The sequence below is a fragment of the Stappia sp. BW2 genome, assembly GCF_008107695.1.
GTDB lineage: Bacteria > Pseudomonadota > Alphaproteobacteria > Rhizobiales > Stappiaceae > Roseibium.
The window spans coordinates 295,875-310,424 of the sequence record NZ_VIRG01000070.1; the positions used below are offsets into that span (position 1 = coordinate 295,875).

A 14,550-nucleotide genomic window follows, 5' to 3' on the forward strand; every position below is an offset into this window, starting at 1 on the left:
CGCACGGAAGGTCCTTCCGCCGTGCGGTTCTGTTTCACCTACAGTTTGAAGAGCGATGTTATGGAAACAAGCGCACCTGACCAGATCCTGGCCCGGTTGACGGAGGCTGTCGAAGTTGTTGCGGCGACCGGCAAGGGCGATGGACCGCGAGCTGTGCTGGCCAGTTGGCCTGAATGCCAAGGCAAGGTTGCCAAACGCCGCCGTGTCTATCCGCCCCGCACGATCAGCCAAGCTGAGGAAGCGATCACCTGGTTCTCTCTGATTGAGGATCCGGACGCGCGCCGCGCGCTGCAGTTTGAAGTGATGTGCAAGGCAGGCGGCGGCAAATTTTCGCGGATCTGCGAGAAATATGGCTGGAAACGCTCGACGGTTACCAGCCGCAACAAGGTGGTGCTGCGCCGGCTGGCCGAAAAGCTGGAAGCGGCCCACTGAACCAATAACCTGATTGCCGGCCCCGTCAGGCGGCCGGCAATCAGCAAGCGGTCAGCAAAGGCTGCCGTCCTGGACCGCAGGTCCGGTTTGATCAACCTGGCTTGAAAGGTTGGTCATCATCAAAGCGATTTCGCCGACCATGGCCTAGCGGTTGGTCTTGTGCCGGGTCTGATCGATTTTCAGATCCCGTGTTGGCGTTCCAGAGTTCTGACGCCTTTTGTTTTGAGCCCCCCAAAAAAATAAAAACTTGAAAACGCATGCCCAGAAGAACGGGCGGTTGCGGGCAGCTTTCCGAACTTCGGCATTTGAAGACGGCCTGCGTCTTGAGGTGTTCGGAAGGGAAGGGGCGCGTTGTTGCGGGCAAGGTCGGAAAAAACTTGCCAGACGCGCACAAGGCGGGCTGAGAGATAACCCTGTGTTGGGGCAGGCCTTTTCGAAAAGCGGCGCCTAAACACGCGTTTCAGACATCCAGGCGGCGTGGACAGCTTCGACAAAAACGGGCAAAACAAGGCTTCCTTATTTTACCGTGGATCAGTGTGCCTCAAGGGCCTGATGCCGGTTTCGCACTTCCTTCCAGGCCCCGACATTTTGCAAGCGAAGCCGCAGTGCTTCGAGCCCTGTTGCTGTGGACCATTGATGCGGAAGCGGCGGACCGCACCCTGACCTGACCTCCATACGACTTGCAGGAAAGTGCGACCCATGACTTTGCCAGAAGGGGGCGGCAGCGCGCTGAAGTGGCCGACGGCCAGAGCGCGCCGGAAGGTGTGCGCGGAGTTTTGCGCACATATTGCCGCCGGATATTCGATCGACAGTTTCCCGGACGCCGACCGCCGGACGATCCGCTATTACGCCGAACAGTTTCCCGAGGACTTTCCACCCGCAAGGCTGGAGGAAGCCGCCCGGCGCGGTCTTCTGGAGTGGGAGCGGATCGGCAAGGACGGCGCCAGCGGAGAGCTGGCGAAATTCAACGCCAGCGCGTGGACCTTTGCCATGAAGAACCGCGCCGGCTGGCGGGACCGAACGGAGCCGGACACCTGGCCGGTCTGGAGCGGGCCGGAAGACAGCCAGACACTCGAGACATTGAAACCGCGCAGCTCGGAGGAAATCGCTCTGGGCGTGATGGCATTGCTGACCGGAAAGGATACGCCAAAGGATGGCGACGGCCCTCGAAACGCTGATTGACCATATCGACCGCATGCCCGCGGACGAACGCGTTGCCTTGCAGAAGCAACTGGACGAAGCGGGCGTGCTGGACCAGTTCACCGTCTGGCGGCCGCAGGCCGGACCGCAGACGGAGGGGTATTTCTCCGAAGCCGATCTGACGCTTTACGGCGGCGCGGCGGGCGGCGGCAAGACGGACCTGATTGCCGGACTGGCGCTGTTTGCCCACCACAAGGCGGCGATCTTCCGCCAGTCACTCAAGTCTCTGAAGGGCCTGACCGAACGCATGAACGCGCTGATGCGGCAGGCGGGCATGGGCAAGATTTCAGGCAACCCGCCAAGGTGGACCGGACCTGACGAGCGGCTGATCGAATTTGGCCACCTGGGTCTGCCGGGGGCGGAAGAAGACTGGCAGGGCCGTGACCATGACCTGAAGGCCTTCGATGAAGGGGCGCAGATGGACCCGCGCAAGATCATCTTCGTGCTCGGCTGGCTGCGCACGACACGGAAGGGGCAGCGCTGCCGCGGGTTGATCGCCACCAATCCGCCACTGAGCGGGCAGGGGGACTACCTGAGCGACTGGTTCGCGCCCTGGCTCGATCCGCTGCATCCGCTTTACGGCAAGGTGCAGCCGGGCGAGATCCTGTGGGCGGTGTTCATCGATGACGGCGATGCAATCCGCACGGTGTGGGTGGATGGGCCGGAGCCGGTGGAGATTGAAGGCGAGATCCGCACGCCGAAGAGCCGGACCTTCATTCCGGCCCGGCGGCAGGACAACCGCTACCTGGGAACGGACTACGATGCCCAGCTCGACCAGATGCCCGAACCGATGCGCACGGCGCTGAAGACCGGCGACTTTCTGGCAGCCCGGCAGGACCACGAGTGGCAGGTGATCCCGTCCGACTGGGTGGACCTTGCCTTCGAGCGATACGACCAGGGCATCGACCGGGACGAACCGATGACGGTGCTGGCGGTGGATGTTGCCCAGGGCGGCAAGGACCGGACGGTGCTGCAGCCGCTGCATGGCCGGCGTTTCGAGACCAATATCGTGCGCAAGGGCACCGACACGAAAGACGGCGCCGATGTCGGCTCGCTGATCATCCGCGAGCGGCGCGACAATGCGATGATCGTGGTGGACTGCACCGGCGGCTGGGGCGGCGATACGGTTGGGTTCCTGAAGCGGGAAAACAATATTCCGGTCGAAAAATGCGTCTTCTCCGCCCAGTCGGGCGAGAGTGCGAAGGACAGCAGGATCCCGTTCTACAATTTGCGCGCCGAACTCTATTGGCGATTGCGCGAGGCCTTGCACCCCAAGAGCGGGCTAGGGCTGGCAATCCGGCGATCGGCAACGGTGAAGGCGCAGTTGACGGCGCATCGCTGGAAGATGCGAAACGGGAAAATCCTGATCGAGAGCAAGGAAGAGATCAAGGAACGGCTGGGCTCTTCCCCGGACGAGGCGGATGCGATTGTCGAGGCATTGGGATGGAAGCAGAAAGCGGAGTTGAAGAAGGTTCTGAAAAGCAGGGCCAAAAGTCGGATGGCACCGCTGGGCGATCCTCTGGACGGTTTCTGATCCGCGACCTTTGCCTGCGGGATGCCAGCTTCATCGCGGCCAATATACGGGACCAGGACCTGCGCGAAATCGCCTGTCTGTGGAAGGAGTGGGACACAAGGGCGCTGGCGGCCTGCGCGCTGCAGACGGCCGTGCCGGGCATGGTGTGGTCGCTCTGGTACGACGGCCAGCCGGCGGCGGCCTATGGCTTCAGCCAGGCGTCCGCCTTCGATCCGGATCATTGGCAGGCCTGGGCCTTCGGAACGGACCGATTCCGCCGATGTGTGCCGGCGATCACACGACACTTGCTGGAAATCCGGGAGATTGTGGAGCGGGATTGTCGGCGGTTGCAGGTGATCACCCTAAACGATCATGACATTGCTCATGGCTGGATCGAGGCGCTGGGCGCAACACGCGAAGGGCGGCTGAAGGCCTATGGCCGAGGCGGCGAGGACTATTATGTCTATGCCTGGGTAAGGGGGGACAAGCGGCCATGAGCGTTGTTCGAAATCGGGAAGGCTGGTAGCGTCCGGCCATTGTTATATTGACGTTTTTATCTGGAGGCTTTGCCTTGTCTTCACCCAAGGACGATCTGCCCGTCGGGCAGATGACGAAACATTTTGCCGGAAACATCTCTCAACTGAATGCCATCGTTCTGTCCGATTATCGCAGGACCGAGGAAAATATCGGTTATCACAAGGGCCGCCTGGAGCAGGGCTTCAAGCTGCTGGTCCTCAAGCACTTGCCGTTGCCGGAAGTGTTCGAGTTTCAGGGCACGACCTTGCGATCCGGCGGGCGGTATGGCCTGCCGGAGGAAACGCAGGAAGCGGACAGGCGGCGCGCGACCGTGCATGACGGCATCCTGGCGGACCGTGGGGCTGCGGGATACCGGGATCTCCAAACCCGCGCCCTGAGCCTTGCAACCGTGACCGGGCCGAAGCGGCTGGTGAAGGTCATGCCCACGATCCGGCATGACGAGCATATGGCCCCGCGCGATCAATATCCGATGGGCGGCGGTTTTCTGCAGTGGGACCTGAAGAAGCCCGGCTTGCCGTTTTTCTGCGCGGCGCATTTCAAACCGGGCGGCACGGTGGTGACGGCGGACGGCACGTTTCAGGTCAACTCGGACAATTTTCTGGCCGACTATCCGCAGCGCGAGAAGCTGCAGAAGTATCTGCAGACAGTCTAGATTTCGTACCACATTTAGACAGTGCGAGCAGCGAAGCGGGTGCGGTAGTCGGTCGGGCGTAGGCCGAGTTTCTTGCGGAAGTGGTGGCGGAGCGCGTGGGCGCTGCCGAAGCCGACACGGGCTGCGATCGTTTCCATATCGTCGTCGCCCCGGCTGAGGATCTCCTTGGCGGCCTCCAGACGCTCCTGAACCAGCCACTCGCCCGGTGTCAGCCCCGTTGCTTCGGTGAAGCGGCGCTGGAAGGTGCGCGGGCTGAGGCGGCAGAGGGCTGCCATGGTTTCAATGGTCCAGGCCGTCTGCAGCGCCTGCCTGACCCGCTCCAGAACCGGTGCGATTTCGCTGCCCTCGCGATGAGCGACGGGGCGTTCCAGGAACTGAGCCTGATCACCAGTGCGGTGTGCGGGAACGACGAGGCGGCGCGCAACGGAGTTGGCCTTGTCGGCTCCGTAATCCTGGCGGATGATCTCGATCATCAGATCGATGCCGGCGGCGCTGCCCGCAGACGTGTAGATCCGGTTTTCCTGACGATAGAGCGAGGCCTCGTCGACGGTGACGGCGGGGTGCCGCTCGCGCAGCTTTTCCGCGTAGCGCCAATGGGTGGTGGCGGAGCGACCGTCGAGCAGACCGGTGGCCGCCAGAACGAACGCCCCGGAGCAGATGGAAACGAGCCGCGCGCCCCGGCTGTGGGCCTCGTAAAGCCGGTCGGCAAGCGCTTGGGGAACCGGGCAATCCGCCCCTTTCCAGCCGGGAACGACGATGATGTCCGCCTTGGCTATGTGTTCCGGGCCATGGTCTGGCACGAGTGTGAGGCCGCCATGAGCGCGTAAGGGGCCTTCCTCGACCGGGCAACTGGCGAAGCGGTACCAGTCGGTGCCGAATTCGGGGCGGGCCAGACCGAATATCTCAGCGACGATACCGAACTCGAACGTGCAGAGCCCATCGTACAGAAGGGCGACAACAAGCGGGCCTTCCAGCGCTGAGGGGGCCGCGGTTTGAGGGATTGTGTCTTTTGTCATGATATTTACGTATATAGGCATTCACGCCAATTGCCAACAAGCGTTCAGACGGGCGACAAACAGCGGGAAAGGAGACCTTCATGACCAACAATGTCACTGCTGTTCCGGCCGCGCCGAGCGATCTCGCCAGGGAACATTTTGCCGCCGAGTTCACTTTTGAGGCCGATTGCTGGGATGTGCACGACGCCCTTCAGGGCGACCCCGGCTTTGTGCTGCTGGATGTGCGCAGTCCGGCGCTGTTCGAAAAAGGCCATGTGCCCGGAGCGATCAACTTGCCCCATGGCAAGATCATCCGTTCCAAGATGGCCAAGTGGCCGGAAGAGACATTGTTCGTGACCTATTGCGCCGGCCCGCATTGCAACGGTGCCGCACGGGGGGCGTTGCGGCTTGCGGAACTGGGCCGCCCGGTGAAGATCATGGCAGGTGGCATTACCGGCTGGATCGACGAAGGTTTTGAGCTGGCAACCGGTAATTCATGAGCTGAGCCGCAGTAAGAGCCCCTGCCTGCCTGCCTGACCCATCCTGCTTTGTCCGGTCAGGCGGGGGCATTACCAGGAGCGTCGGTCGAAGAGGAATCAAAGCCACGGCTGCAGCAATTGAAGCCTTCAGGAAAGCTGCCGTCGGCAGGTTGCAAAAATTCACCGGATCAACCACAATCCTCTCAGGAACAAAGAATGAACATTTTTTAGGGGATTTGGACGCAGGACCCATGGCGGATTTTGAAGATTTGACCGGCTGGCGGGAAGAATTGCAGGCATATTACGGAGAAGGTGGGCAAGAGGCGGTCGATTATATCTATCGACATGATCCAGAGGTCTTCCTAGTGAGTACCAGGCTCTCCCAAGTGCAGCATTTTGCTGAACTTCTGCTAAAAGACCCGGAACTTAGAGACGCGACTGCTCAGCAAATGGAGTGGTTGAAAGTTGTTGACGCCAATGGAGGTGCTGTTGGCAGGGGGGATCCGGATTGGGACAACCGGCCACTAGAGGCTCACATACTCATGGGAGACTTTTACGAATGGTACTGCCTGAAATCCGGGTATCCTCACGAAGCCAGGCATCTTTATAGTTTTGGTATGTTTACTGCCTGCGATGTCCTTGCGGGAAAATACGAATCTGTTCGCTCAAAAGCGTGTGTCGAACTTTTGCTAGACAGTGATTACATCGAACAAGACGAAGGAGGCTTGTGATGAGCAAGCACAAAGTCGTTGCACTCGACCAAGCCAATGTCGGGGCATTTTCAGCCCAAGTTCGTTGATATTCTGACGTAAGACATTTTTGACGCAGGACCCATGGCGGATTTTGAAGATATTACCGGCTGGCGGGAAGAGCTGGCCGCATTTGAGAAGACGGAAGAAGGCAGGGCCTTCTTTGCCGGCAACAAGCGCTACGGTGGCATTAAAGTTCCATATGAGAATGTCGTGCAGATGGTTGAACTGATCCGCGGGGATGAAGAGCTGCACGAGGCTTTACGGAAGAAAATCTGGTTTGCGGCCTATGCCGAAAAGCATGATCTGGAGGTTCACGATGATGAGTTTGTAGAGCTGAACCCGCTCGAGGCTCATGACACTATTATCGATTTCAGGAAATGGTACCTGATGAAAGCTCCGGTTCGCTTTGACAAAAGGGACATGATCGTTGCGACATGGCTGGCCATCGATTTGGAGGAGGGCAGGCTGACATCACTCAGAACTGAACAGGCTCGAGACTTCATCAAGGAAAACTATGCGCGCTATATCTCCTTTCCGGGGGAGGAGGCGTGATGGAGAAGATTGTTGCAATAGATGCCAATGAAATCAGCCCGATCATGAAAAACTTCGGGCTGGAAGGATTGATCGCCGCCGCAAAACGGGGCCGAAAGAGCTTTGGAACAATTGATGAACATTTGGTATGGATTTGGACATAGGACCCATGGCGGATTTTGACGACATTACTGGCTGGCGGGAAGAGCTGGCTGCATTTGAGAAAACGGAAGAAGGCAGGGCCTTCTTTGCCGGCAACAAGCGCTACCGCGGCCGCAAAGTTCCATATGAGAACGTCGTGCAGATGGTTGAACTGATCCGCGGGGATGAAGAGCTGCACGAGGCTTTACTGAAGAAAATCTGGTTTGCGGCCTATGCCGAAAAGCATGATCTGGAGGTTCACGATGATGAGTTTGTAGAGCTGAACCCGCTCGAGGCTCATGACACCATTATCGATTTCAGGAAATGGTACCTGATGAAAGCTCCGGTTCGCTTTGACAAAAGCCATATGTTAGCTGCGACATGGCTGGCCATCGATCTTGAGGAGGGCAGGCTGACATCACTCAGAACTGAGCAGGCTCGAGACTTCATCAAGGAAAATTATGCGTCTTTTGTCTCCTTTCCGGGGGAGGAGGCGTGATGGAGAAGATTGTTGCGATAGATGCCAATGAAATAAGCCCGATCATGAAAAACTTCGGGCTGGAAGGATTGATCGCCACCGCAAAACGGGGCTGAAAGAGCTTTGGAACAATTAGTGAACATTTGAGAGGGATTTGGAAACAGGACCCATGGCGGATTTTGACGACATTACCGGCTGGCGGGAAGAGCTGGCCGCATTTGAGAAAACGGAAGAAGGCAGGGCCTTCTTTGCCGGCAACAAGCGCTACCGCGGCCGCAAAGTTCCATATGAGAATGTCGTGCAGATGGTTGAACTGATCCGTGGTGATGAAGAGCTGCACGAGGCTTTACGGAAGAAAATCTGGTTTGCGGCCTATGCCGAAAAGCATGATCTGGAAGTTCACGATGATGAGTTTGTAGAGCTGAACCCGCTCGAGGCTCATGACACCATTATCGCATTTGAACGGTGGTACCTGATGAAAGCTCCGGTTCGCTTTGATAAAAGCCATATGTTAGCTGCGACATGGCTGGCCATCGATTTGGAGGAGGGCAGGCTGACATCACTCAGAACTGAGCAGGCCCGAGATTTCATCAAGGAAAATTATGCGCTTTATGTCTCCTTTCCGGGGGAGGAGACGTGATGGAGAAGGTTGTTGCGATAGATGCCAGTGAAATCAGCCCGATCATGAAAAACTTCGGGCTGGAAGGATTGATCGCCACCGCAAAACGGGGTTGAAAGAGCTCCGGAACAATTAGTGAACATTTGAGACGAGTTTGGAAACAGGACCCATGGCTGATTTTGAAGATATTAACGGCTGGCGGGAAGAGCTGGCCGCATTTGAGAAAACGGAAGAAGGCAGGGCCTTCTTTGCCGGCAACAAGCGCTACGGTGGCATCAAAGTTCCATATGAGAATGTCGTGCAGATGGTTGAACTGATCCGTGGTGATGAAGAGCTGCACGAGGCTTTACGGAAGAAAATCTGGTTTGCGGCCTATGCCGAAAAGCATGATCTGGAAGTTCACGATGATGAGTTTGTAGAGCTGAACCCGCTCGAGGCTCATGACACCATTATCGCATTTGAACGGTGGTACCTGATGAAAGCTCCGGTTCGCTTTGATAAAAGCCATATGTTAGCTGCGACATGGCTGGCCATCGATTTGGAGGAGGGCAGGCTGACATCACTCAGAACTGAGCAGGCCCGAGATTTCATCAAGGAAAACTATGCGTCTTTTGTCTCCTTTCCGGGGGAGGAGGCGTGATGGAGAAGATTGTTGCAATAGATGCCAATGAAATCAGCCCGATCATGAAAAACTTCGGGCTGGAAGGATTGATCGCCGCCGCAAAACGGGGCCGAAAGAGCTTTGGAACAATTAGTGAACATTTGAGATAGTTTGGACACAGGACCCATGGCGGATTTTGACGACATTACCGGCTGGCGGGAAGAGCTGGCCGCATTTGAGAAAACGGAAGAAGGCAGGGCCTTCTTTGCCGGCAACAAGCGCTACGGTGGCCGCAAAGTTCCATATGAGAACGTCGTGCAGATGGTTGAACTGATCCGCGGGGATGAAGAGCTGCACGAGGCTTTGAAGAAGACACTCTGGTTTGCTCAATACGTCGAGGAACATGACCTTGAGGCCTATGACGAGCAGTATCAGGAGCTTCATCCTATTGACGCTTACGATACCATTATTTTCTTCGGACGTTGGTACCTGATGAAATCCCGGATTCACGCAGACAAAAGCAACCTACTGATTGCTGCAAATTTGGCGGATGACGTCGAGGCCGGGAATGTGACCGATCTCCGAACAGAGGAAGCGATGGATTTCACGAAGAAAAAATATTCTCCGTTCGTCTCCTTTCCGGGGGAGGAGTCGTGATGGAGAAGATTGTTGCGATAGATGCCAGTGAAATCAGCCCGATTATGAAAAACTTCGGGCTGGAAGGATTGATCGCCACCGCAAAGCGGGGCGATTTTTTTTTTTACAGCAATGATTTTGAGCTGGAGTTGGATCGCGCAGGGTTTTTGGGAACAAAGAACGGCACGCTTTTCCGAGTTTGGATAAACAGACAAAGGAACCCACCTCCGGGTTACACACCTGACGTCAGAATCGTTGAAATTGACGACGTATTAGAAAAGGAAAAAGACGATTATGACCCCAACCGGAAAAGGTTGACCAAAAAGGGAGGATTTGAAACCTGGGATATGTCGATCCGCAAGCGGATGACGAAACATCCTGATTTCGACTATGAGATCATTTCCAGGGAGAAGGACTTTTTCGAAAACAAGAACAAGAATATCTACGATCCAGTCACCAAAAAACATGCGAAGATTGTGGATGTCCCGTTCCGTTATACATCCGTCAAAAAACTGGCTTCAGAATTGGTTGTGGATCCGACTCTGAATTTGTCGAGAGAACAATACGAGAACATTTACAGGTTTAAAGATACGAGGTTTGGCGAGGTGAAGGGCCTCGACCAGGGGCGAATCATTTTTCCGGAGACCTATGAAGAGGTGTTGCGGCAACGTGCGATGCGCGCAAAGCCCAAAGGGGCACCGCTGCCCGGAGTAACGGGACAGCTTGGTGGCAGCATGAGCGTGCTACCGGCCGAGGCTGCAAGGCCAGTTCCGATGCTTTCTTCCGGAATGCCGGTTGATGACTTGCCCGGAGCACAACTTGGTCAAAACTCGGGGATCAGCAGCAAGGCCACCGGCACGCTGTGGGACGAGACCACCATTAGTCGGCGGTTCATGAAGCTTGCGCGTCGAGGCGCGCCGGTTTTCGTTCTTGGTCTTGCCGCGCCGGTGATTTTCAACAAGGTTCAGGCACGTGCGGACGAGCGGAACATACCGTTTGCGCAGGCGGCAAGAGAGCTGGGGCTGGAGTTTACAGAGGACGATCTGAAGTCCATGGCGGCGGAGGCGGGCCTCGACCTGGCCGTTTCGCTGACGCCTGTCGGGCCGTTGAAAAAGGCCTGGGACGTTCTGGGCAATCTGGACGACATTATCGCCTTGACCCAGCTTTATGGCGAAGCCTATCCGGACAATCTGGTGATCCGGAAAATGGCGGAAATTGCTACAACCGTGGAAGGTTCGGAGGCATTTGGGGCCTACGTTTATGGCCGGGACGCGCTGACAGGCGCGGTGGGCAGCGCAATCGACTGGGCGTTTGCCGGCAGAGAGGATGAGGAAGAGGCCTTGCAGGCGCTGCAAGGGATACAGAACGCGCTTGAGGCCGGCGGAGCCGTGGAGCAGGCCGCAAACCGCGGCGCAACACGCGAAGAATTGACTGACACCCTGACGAGAGACGCAGAGCTGCGCCGGGGACAGGTCAGGCAACTGTTGTCGGCGGCCCCGATGGCGGCGACAGATGCGCCGCTTACGGCACCGCGGCTGGAGGACGGCAGTCTTTCTTCTGAAACCATCCTGATGGATGGCGGGCAAGTGCCATTGGGCGAGAAGCCGGTTCTGCCAGGCTCTTCCGCCATTCTGGCCCCTGGTTTTGAGGAGGCGCGCCAAAACGGCGTGTCTGAGGGCAGCGTGTCTGGAGCCGGCGCAGTTGGGGCCGAAGTGGGCACCGGCAAGCTGGACGGCGTGAGTGCCACAACGGCGGCCGATGTTGCTGACGCCTCAGCCGGTTTGGCTGCATCTGCTGATCTGGCCCGGAAAAGTTCCTATGACCGATATCGGCAGATCGGCAGAACTGCCGCGGAAGAGGCGGAAGCGCTTGCGGATTACGAAAGGCTGTTCAGGCAAAGCTATGTCGAACTGGGCGGCCACAAGGAGGCTGCCAGGGACTATGCGATTTACCGGTTCAAGCAGATGTGGGGTCTTTCGGCCTTCGCGCCGGAGGCGGAAGGGACCGTATTGAAATATCCGGTCGAGACAGCCTATCCGGATCTTGAAAAAGACGGCCATGGTTACGTGCGCAAGGACGTTGAGGACCTGCTGAAAGCACAGGGTGTGCGCGCCGCGAAATGGCATCTGATGCCAAATGACAAGACCGGCCGGGACAGGCAGCAGGCCCCGGCGGACGAGGACGGCTACGGCCCGCGCATGACATTGACCTATGACGACGAGACCGGAAAGCGCCATTTGCTGACGGAAGACTTTCAGGCAAATGTGGGCCGGGCTCGGGACAGGGCGTGGCAGACGTACGCCAAAAACAACAGCAGGCGGGCCACGCGGCAGGCCCCTGACGCACCGGCTGGAAAGGTTCCGGCGGCGCTGGCTGCCGCATCGCCCGGTAAAGCTGCGTCGCTGGATGGAGCTGCCACCGGGGCGCGGTGAAAAAAACACCGCCTCGGGCGCACAACCGGGAAGCTTCAAAAAGCCTTTGAGTGGCAAGAGCTTTCCGGAAATGCGTGTCTGAACAACAGGTTCAGACATCTGGCCTTGCTGGACGCTTCGTCAAAACAGGGCTAAAACAGACCTCATACCGGTACTTTGGAAAATTGCGGCTTGGCCGGCAGGAACGCTTTGGCGCTGCCGGATACGTCCGTTCGATCTTTTTCCGGCCGCCTGCGCGGACCGGCCTTGAGGCGCTGCCGCCGTGCCGACAGGCGGCGCCGATTACACGTTTTCAAGACATTGAGAGAAAGGGACCACCCATGTGCATGTTTGGTGGGGGAGGCTCCAAGCAGCCGGACCCGGAACCGACACCGCCGCCGCCGCGCGAACCCGATCCGCAGCGGCAGGCGCGCAACCTGCAGGAAAACGGGCGCCGGCGCCGGGCCGCCGCCTATAACACCCGGGCCACCAACCTGACCGGCCCGCTGGGCGTTGCCGATTACGGCAGTGCCTCGCGGCCTGGTGTCACACTTTTGGGGCGTGCGTGATGGGAGTTGTCGACGATCTGAAAACCGAGCTGCAATCGGCCCGGGCGGAACGCCAATGGGTGGAGGCTGACTGGCAGGACTATGTCACCTATACGGCGCCGGACATGGAGCGGGCCTTCAACCGGCCCGGCGGCGTGAGCGCCCGGGATGGCATGAGCGCCCTGCGCGGGTCTGCCGCCCGGGACCGATCGCGCAAGCTGTACGACCCGACCGCCGTCTGGCTGCTGGACAGGCTTGCCTCCGGCATCGGCTCGCTGACCATGCCCGAGGGCTTTCCCTGGCATGGGGTCGGTTTCGGCGATCCGTTTGCGCCAGCGCCCAGCCAGGCGGACGAGGAGTTTTTCGAACTGGTGCGCGATCACCTGTTCCGTGTGCGGTATTCGGGGCGTTCCGGCTTTGCGCTGGCCAACCGCTCGCGCCTGCTGTCCACCGTGAAACTGGGAACGGGTGTGCTGTTTCCGGTCGAAAACGAGGACAGCCTGGCTGATATCCGCACACCGGTTCACTACCGCTATGTGCCGCTTTACGAGATTTATCTGATCATCGATGCCCAGGGCAACGATTGCGGGTTCTTTCGGGTGCGCACGCTGAAGGCGTGGCAGGCGGTGAAGGAATATGCCGGCAAGGTGTCGCCCAAGGTGAAGGAAGACGCGGCCGACGCGAAGCGCAAGAACACGGACTACACTTTCGTGCATGCCTGCTTTGTGCGCGAAGGCGGCCACGCCCAGGCAACCGACACCAGGAAATCCCGGTTCGAGAGCATCCACTTCGAGGAAGACAGCGGGTATATCTGCCGGCGGGGCGGCTTCTTCGAATATCCGCTGGTGATCAGCCGGTGGGACCGGGACGGGCTGTCGCCCTATGGCTCGCCGCCGCAGGCAAAGCTGATGAGCGACATCAAGAGCCTGCAGAGCCTGGCACGAGACGGGCTGATTGCCAGTTCGCAGGCGGTGCGCCCGCCGATCGCCACCCATGCGCAGGAGCGCCAGCTTGACCTCAACCCCGGCCGGATCAACCCCGGGCTGATCGACGAGCAGGGCCGGCCGCTGTTCCGGCCGATGATCGACACGGTGAACCCGGGGGCGGCGGATGCGCAGATCGAGACCATCCGCGAGAAGCTGCGGGTGGGGCTTTATGGCGACCTGTGGCAGACGCTGCTGGAAGGCAATGGCCGCACGGCAACGGAAGCCAATATCCGCCGCAAGGAAATGGCCGACATGATCGGGCCGTTCTCCACCAACATCATGGCCGGAAACGAAGCCTTGTTCGAACGGGAGATCGGAATTCTGGGCCGAAGGGGCGCTTTTGCCCCCGGTTCGCCCCTTGCCCCGCCGCAAAGCGTGCTGGAGGGCGATGTGACCCTGACGCCGACGGCGCCCATCGACCAGATGCGCGAGGCCGGGCATTTCGAGGCGATCATGGGCTTCCAGGAGTATCTCGGCATCGCAGCGGGGGCCGATCCTTCCATTCTGGATCTGCACGACCGGGAAGCCGAATACGACCTGACCCGCCGCGCTTTGGGGCTGCCCGCCAAGCTGAGGCGGCGGCCGGAAGAGGTGGAGGCACTGCGGCAGGAACGGGCGGCCGAGCAGCAGCAACAGCAGCAGCTTGCGACAGGCGAAATCATGGCGCGGATCGCCCGCGACGGGGCGCCGCTTCTGCAGGCCCTGGGTGGCGAGGGAGGGCTGGATGGTCTGGCGTAGCCTCAAACGAGCCGCCCGGCGGCGCCGGGAGCGGGCTGGAGTGCTGGAACGGGCCTATCGGTCCGTTTTTTTGTGCCCGGACGGCGAAATCGTGCTGGCGGACCTGGCCGCCGAATGCGGCATCTACCAGGCGCCGCCGGTGAACCTGGAGCCGAGGGCGGGCGGTTATCTGGACGGGCGCAAGGCACTTTATGCCCGCATCCTGTCGATGATCCGCATTCCGCCGGAAGAGCACGCCGCGCTGCAGGAAGCCGCCCGGCTGGAAATGCTGCCCGAGTTCGAAACTGACGAGGAATATTGA

At 59.0% G+C, this 14,550-nt stretch carries 19 protein-coding genes; 18 read left to right on the forward strand and 1 reads right to left on the reverse strand.

The genetic code is table 11. The features are described from left to right. Positions 1-60: 60 nt before the first annotated feature. The 5 genes from FMN63_RS20285 (at position 61) to FMN63_RS20305 (ending at position 4,334) form a co-directional block, all read left to right on the forward strand. Positions 61-432, forward strand: a complete 372-nt coding sequence (locus FMN63_RS20285; protein WP_148585981.1) for a DUF6362 family protein — start codon at positions 61-63, stop codon at positions 430-432. 699 nt (positions 433-1,131) lie between these two features. After that, a complete protein-coding gene (locus FMN63_RS20290) occupies positions 1,132-1,614 on the forward strand; it encodes a hypothetical protein (protein ID WP_148585982.1) in 483 nt (160 codons plus the stop codon). After that, entirely contained in the window at positions 1,586-3,166 is a 1,581-nt protein-coding gene (locus FMN63_RS20295) for a terminase (RefSeq protein WP_148585983.1), read from the forward strand. Before FMN63_RS20290 ends, FMN63_RS20295 begins: the two co-directional genes overlap by 29 nt. After that, complete coding sequence (locus FMN63_RS20300; protein ID WP_148585984.1) at positions 3,076-3,642, forward strand: hypothetical protein; 567 nt, start codon at positions 3,076-3,078, stop codon at positions 3,640-3,642. Before FMN63_RS20295 ends, FMN63_RS20300 begins: the two co-directional genes overlap by 91 nt. 74 nt (positions 3,643-3,716) lie before the next feature. Next, the gene (locus FMN63_RS20305) at positions 3,717-4,334 is read left to right on the forward strand and encodes a hypothetical protein (RefSeq protein ID WP_148585985.1); all 618 of its coding nucleotides are present in this window, start codon (positions 3,717-3,719) and stop codon (positions 4,332-4,334) included. 14 nt (positions 4,335-4,348) lie between these two features. On the opposite strand, the gene ftrA is transcribed toward FMN63_RS20305, so the two are convergent. Then, the gene (ftrA, locus tag FMN63_RS20310) at positions 4,349-5,350 is read right to left on the reverse strand and encodes a transcriptional regulator FtrA (RefSeq protein WP_148585986.1); all 1,002 of its coding nucleotides are present in this window, start codon (positions 5,348-5,350) and stop codon (positions 4,349-4,351) included. An 80-nt stretch (positions 5,351-5,430) separates the two neighbouring features. On the opposite strand from ftrA, the gene FMN63_RS20315 reads away from it, so the two are divergent. The 13 genes from FMN63_RS20315 (at position 5,431) to FMN63_RS20365 (ending at position 14,550) form a co-directional block, all read left to right on the forward strand. Further along, positions 5,431-5,829 (forward strand): rhodanese-like domain-containing protein, encoded by a 399-nt coding sequence (locus FMN63_RS20315; RefSeq protein WP_148585987.1) that lies wholly within the window; start codon positions 5,431-5,433, stop codon positions 5,827-5,829. Positions 5,830-6,059: 230 nt separating this feature from the next. Beyond that, positions 6,060-6,539, forward strand: a complete 480-nt coding sequence (locus FMN63_RS20320) for a hypothetical protein (protein WP_148585988.1) — start codon at positions 6,060-6,062, stop codon at positions 6,537-6,539. 102 nt (positions 6,540-6,641) lie between these two features. Further along, on the forward strand, positions 6,642-7,112 hold the full coding sequence (locus FMN63_RS20325) for a hypothetical protein (RefSeq protein WP_148585989.1): 471 nt from the start codon (positions 6,642-6,644) through the stop codon (positions 7,110-7,112). Beyond that, positions 7,112-7,255: a hypothetical protein gene (locus FMN63_RS29420; RefSeq protein ID WP_153297104.1), complete on the forward strand. Its 144-nt coding sequence runs from the start codon at positions 7,112-7,114 to the stop codon at positions 7,253-7,255. The genes FMN63_RS20325 and FMN63_RS29420 overlap by 1 nt, the downstream gene beginning before the upstream one ends. Before the next feature lie 5 nt (positions 7,256-7,260). Then, positions 7,261-7,731 carry a hypothetical protein gene (locus FMN63_RS20330; protein ID WP_148585990.1) on the forward strand — a complete coding sequence of 157 codons (471 nt, stop codon included), beginning with the start codon at positions 7,261-7,263 and terminating at the stop codon, positions 7,729-7,731. Positions 7,732-7,879: 148 nt separating this feature from the next. Further along, entirely contained in the window at positions 7,880-8,350 is a 471-nt protein-coding gene (locus tag FMN63_RS20335; RefSeq protein WP_148585991.1) for a hypothetical protein, read from the forward strand. Between the two features lie 148 nt (positions 8,351-8,498). Then, a complete protein-coding gene (locus tag FMN63_RS20340; protein ID WP_148585992.1) occupies positions 8,499-8,969 on the forward strand; it encodes a hypothetical protein in 471 nt (156 codons plus the stop codon). Beyond that, complete coding sequence (locus FMN63_RS29900) at positions 8,969-9,100, forward strand: hypothetical protein (RefSeq protein WP_286192712.1); 132 nt, start codon at positions 8,969-8,971, stop codon at positions 9,098-9,100. Before FMN63_RS20340 ends, FMN63_RS29900 begins: the two co-directional genes overlap by 1 nt. A 16-nt stretch (positions 9,101-9,116) precedes the next feature. After that, complete coding sequence (locus FMN63_RS20345; protein WP_148585993.1) at positions 9,117-9,587, forward strand: hypothetical protein; 471 nt, start codon at positions 9,117-9,119, stop codon at positions 9,585-9,587. Positions 9,588-9,880: 293 nt separating this feature from the next. After that, positions 9,881-11,998, forward strand: a complete 2,118-nt coding sequence (locus FMN63_RS20350) for a hypothetical protein (protein WP_148585994.1) — start codon at positions 9,881-9,883, stop codon at positions 11,996-11,998. Between the two features lie 320 nt (positions 11,999-12,318). Further along, positions 12,319-12,546, forward strand: a complete 228-nt coding sequence (locus tag FMN63_RS20355) for a hypothetical protein (RefSeq protein ID WP_075282657.1) — start codon at positions 12,319-12,321, stop codon at positions 12,544-12,546. Then, the gene (locus FMN63_RS20360) at positions 12,546-14,249 is read left to right on the forward strand and encodes a portal protein (RefSeq protein ID WP_148585995.1); all 1,704 of its coding nucleotides are present in this window, start codon (positions 12,546-12,548) and stop codon (positions 14,247-14,249) included. Before FMN63_RS20355 ends, FMN63_RS20360 begins: the two co-directional genes overlap by 1 nt. Then, positions 14,236-14,550, forward strand: coding sequence for a Bbp19 family protein (locus tag FMN63_RS20365; protein WP_006936039.1), 315 nt, complete (start codon positions 14,236-14,238; stop codon positions 14,548-14,550). Before FMN63_RS20360 ends, FMN63_RS20365 begins: the two co-directional genes overlap by 14 nt.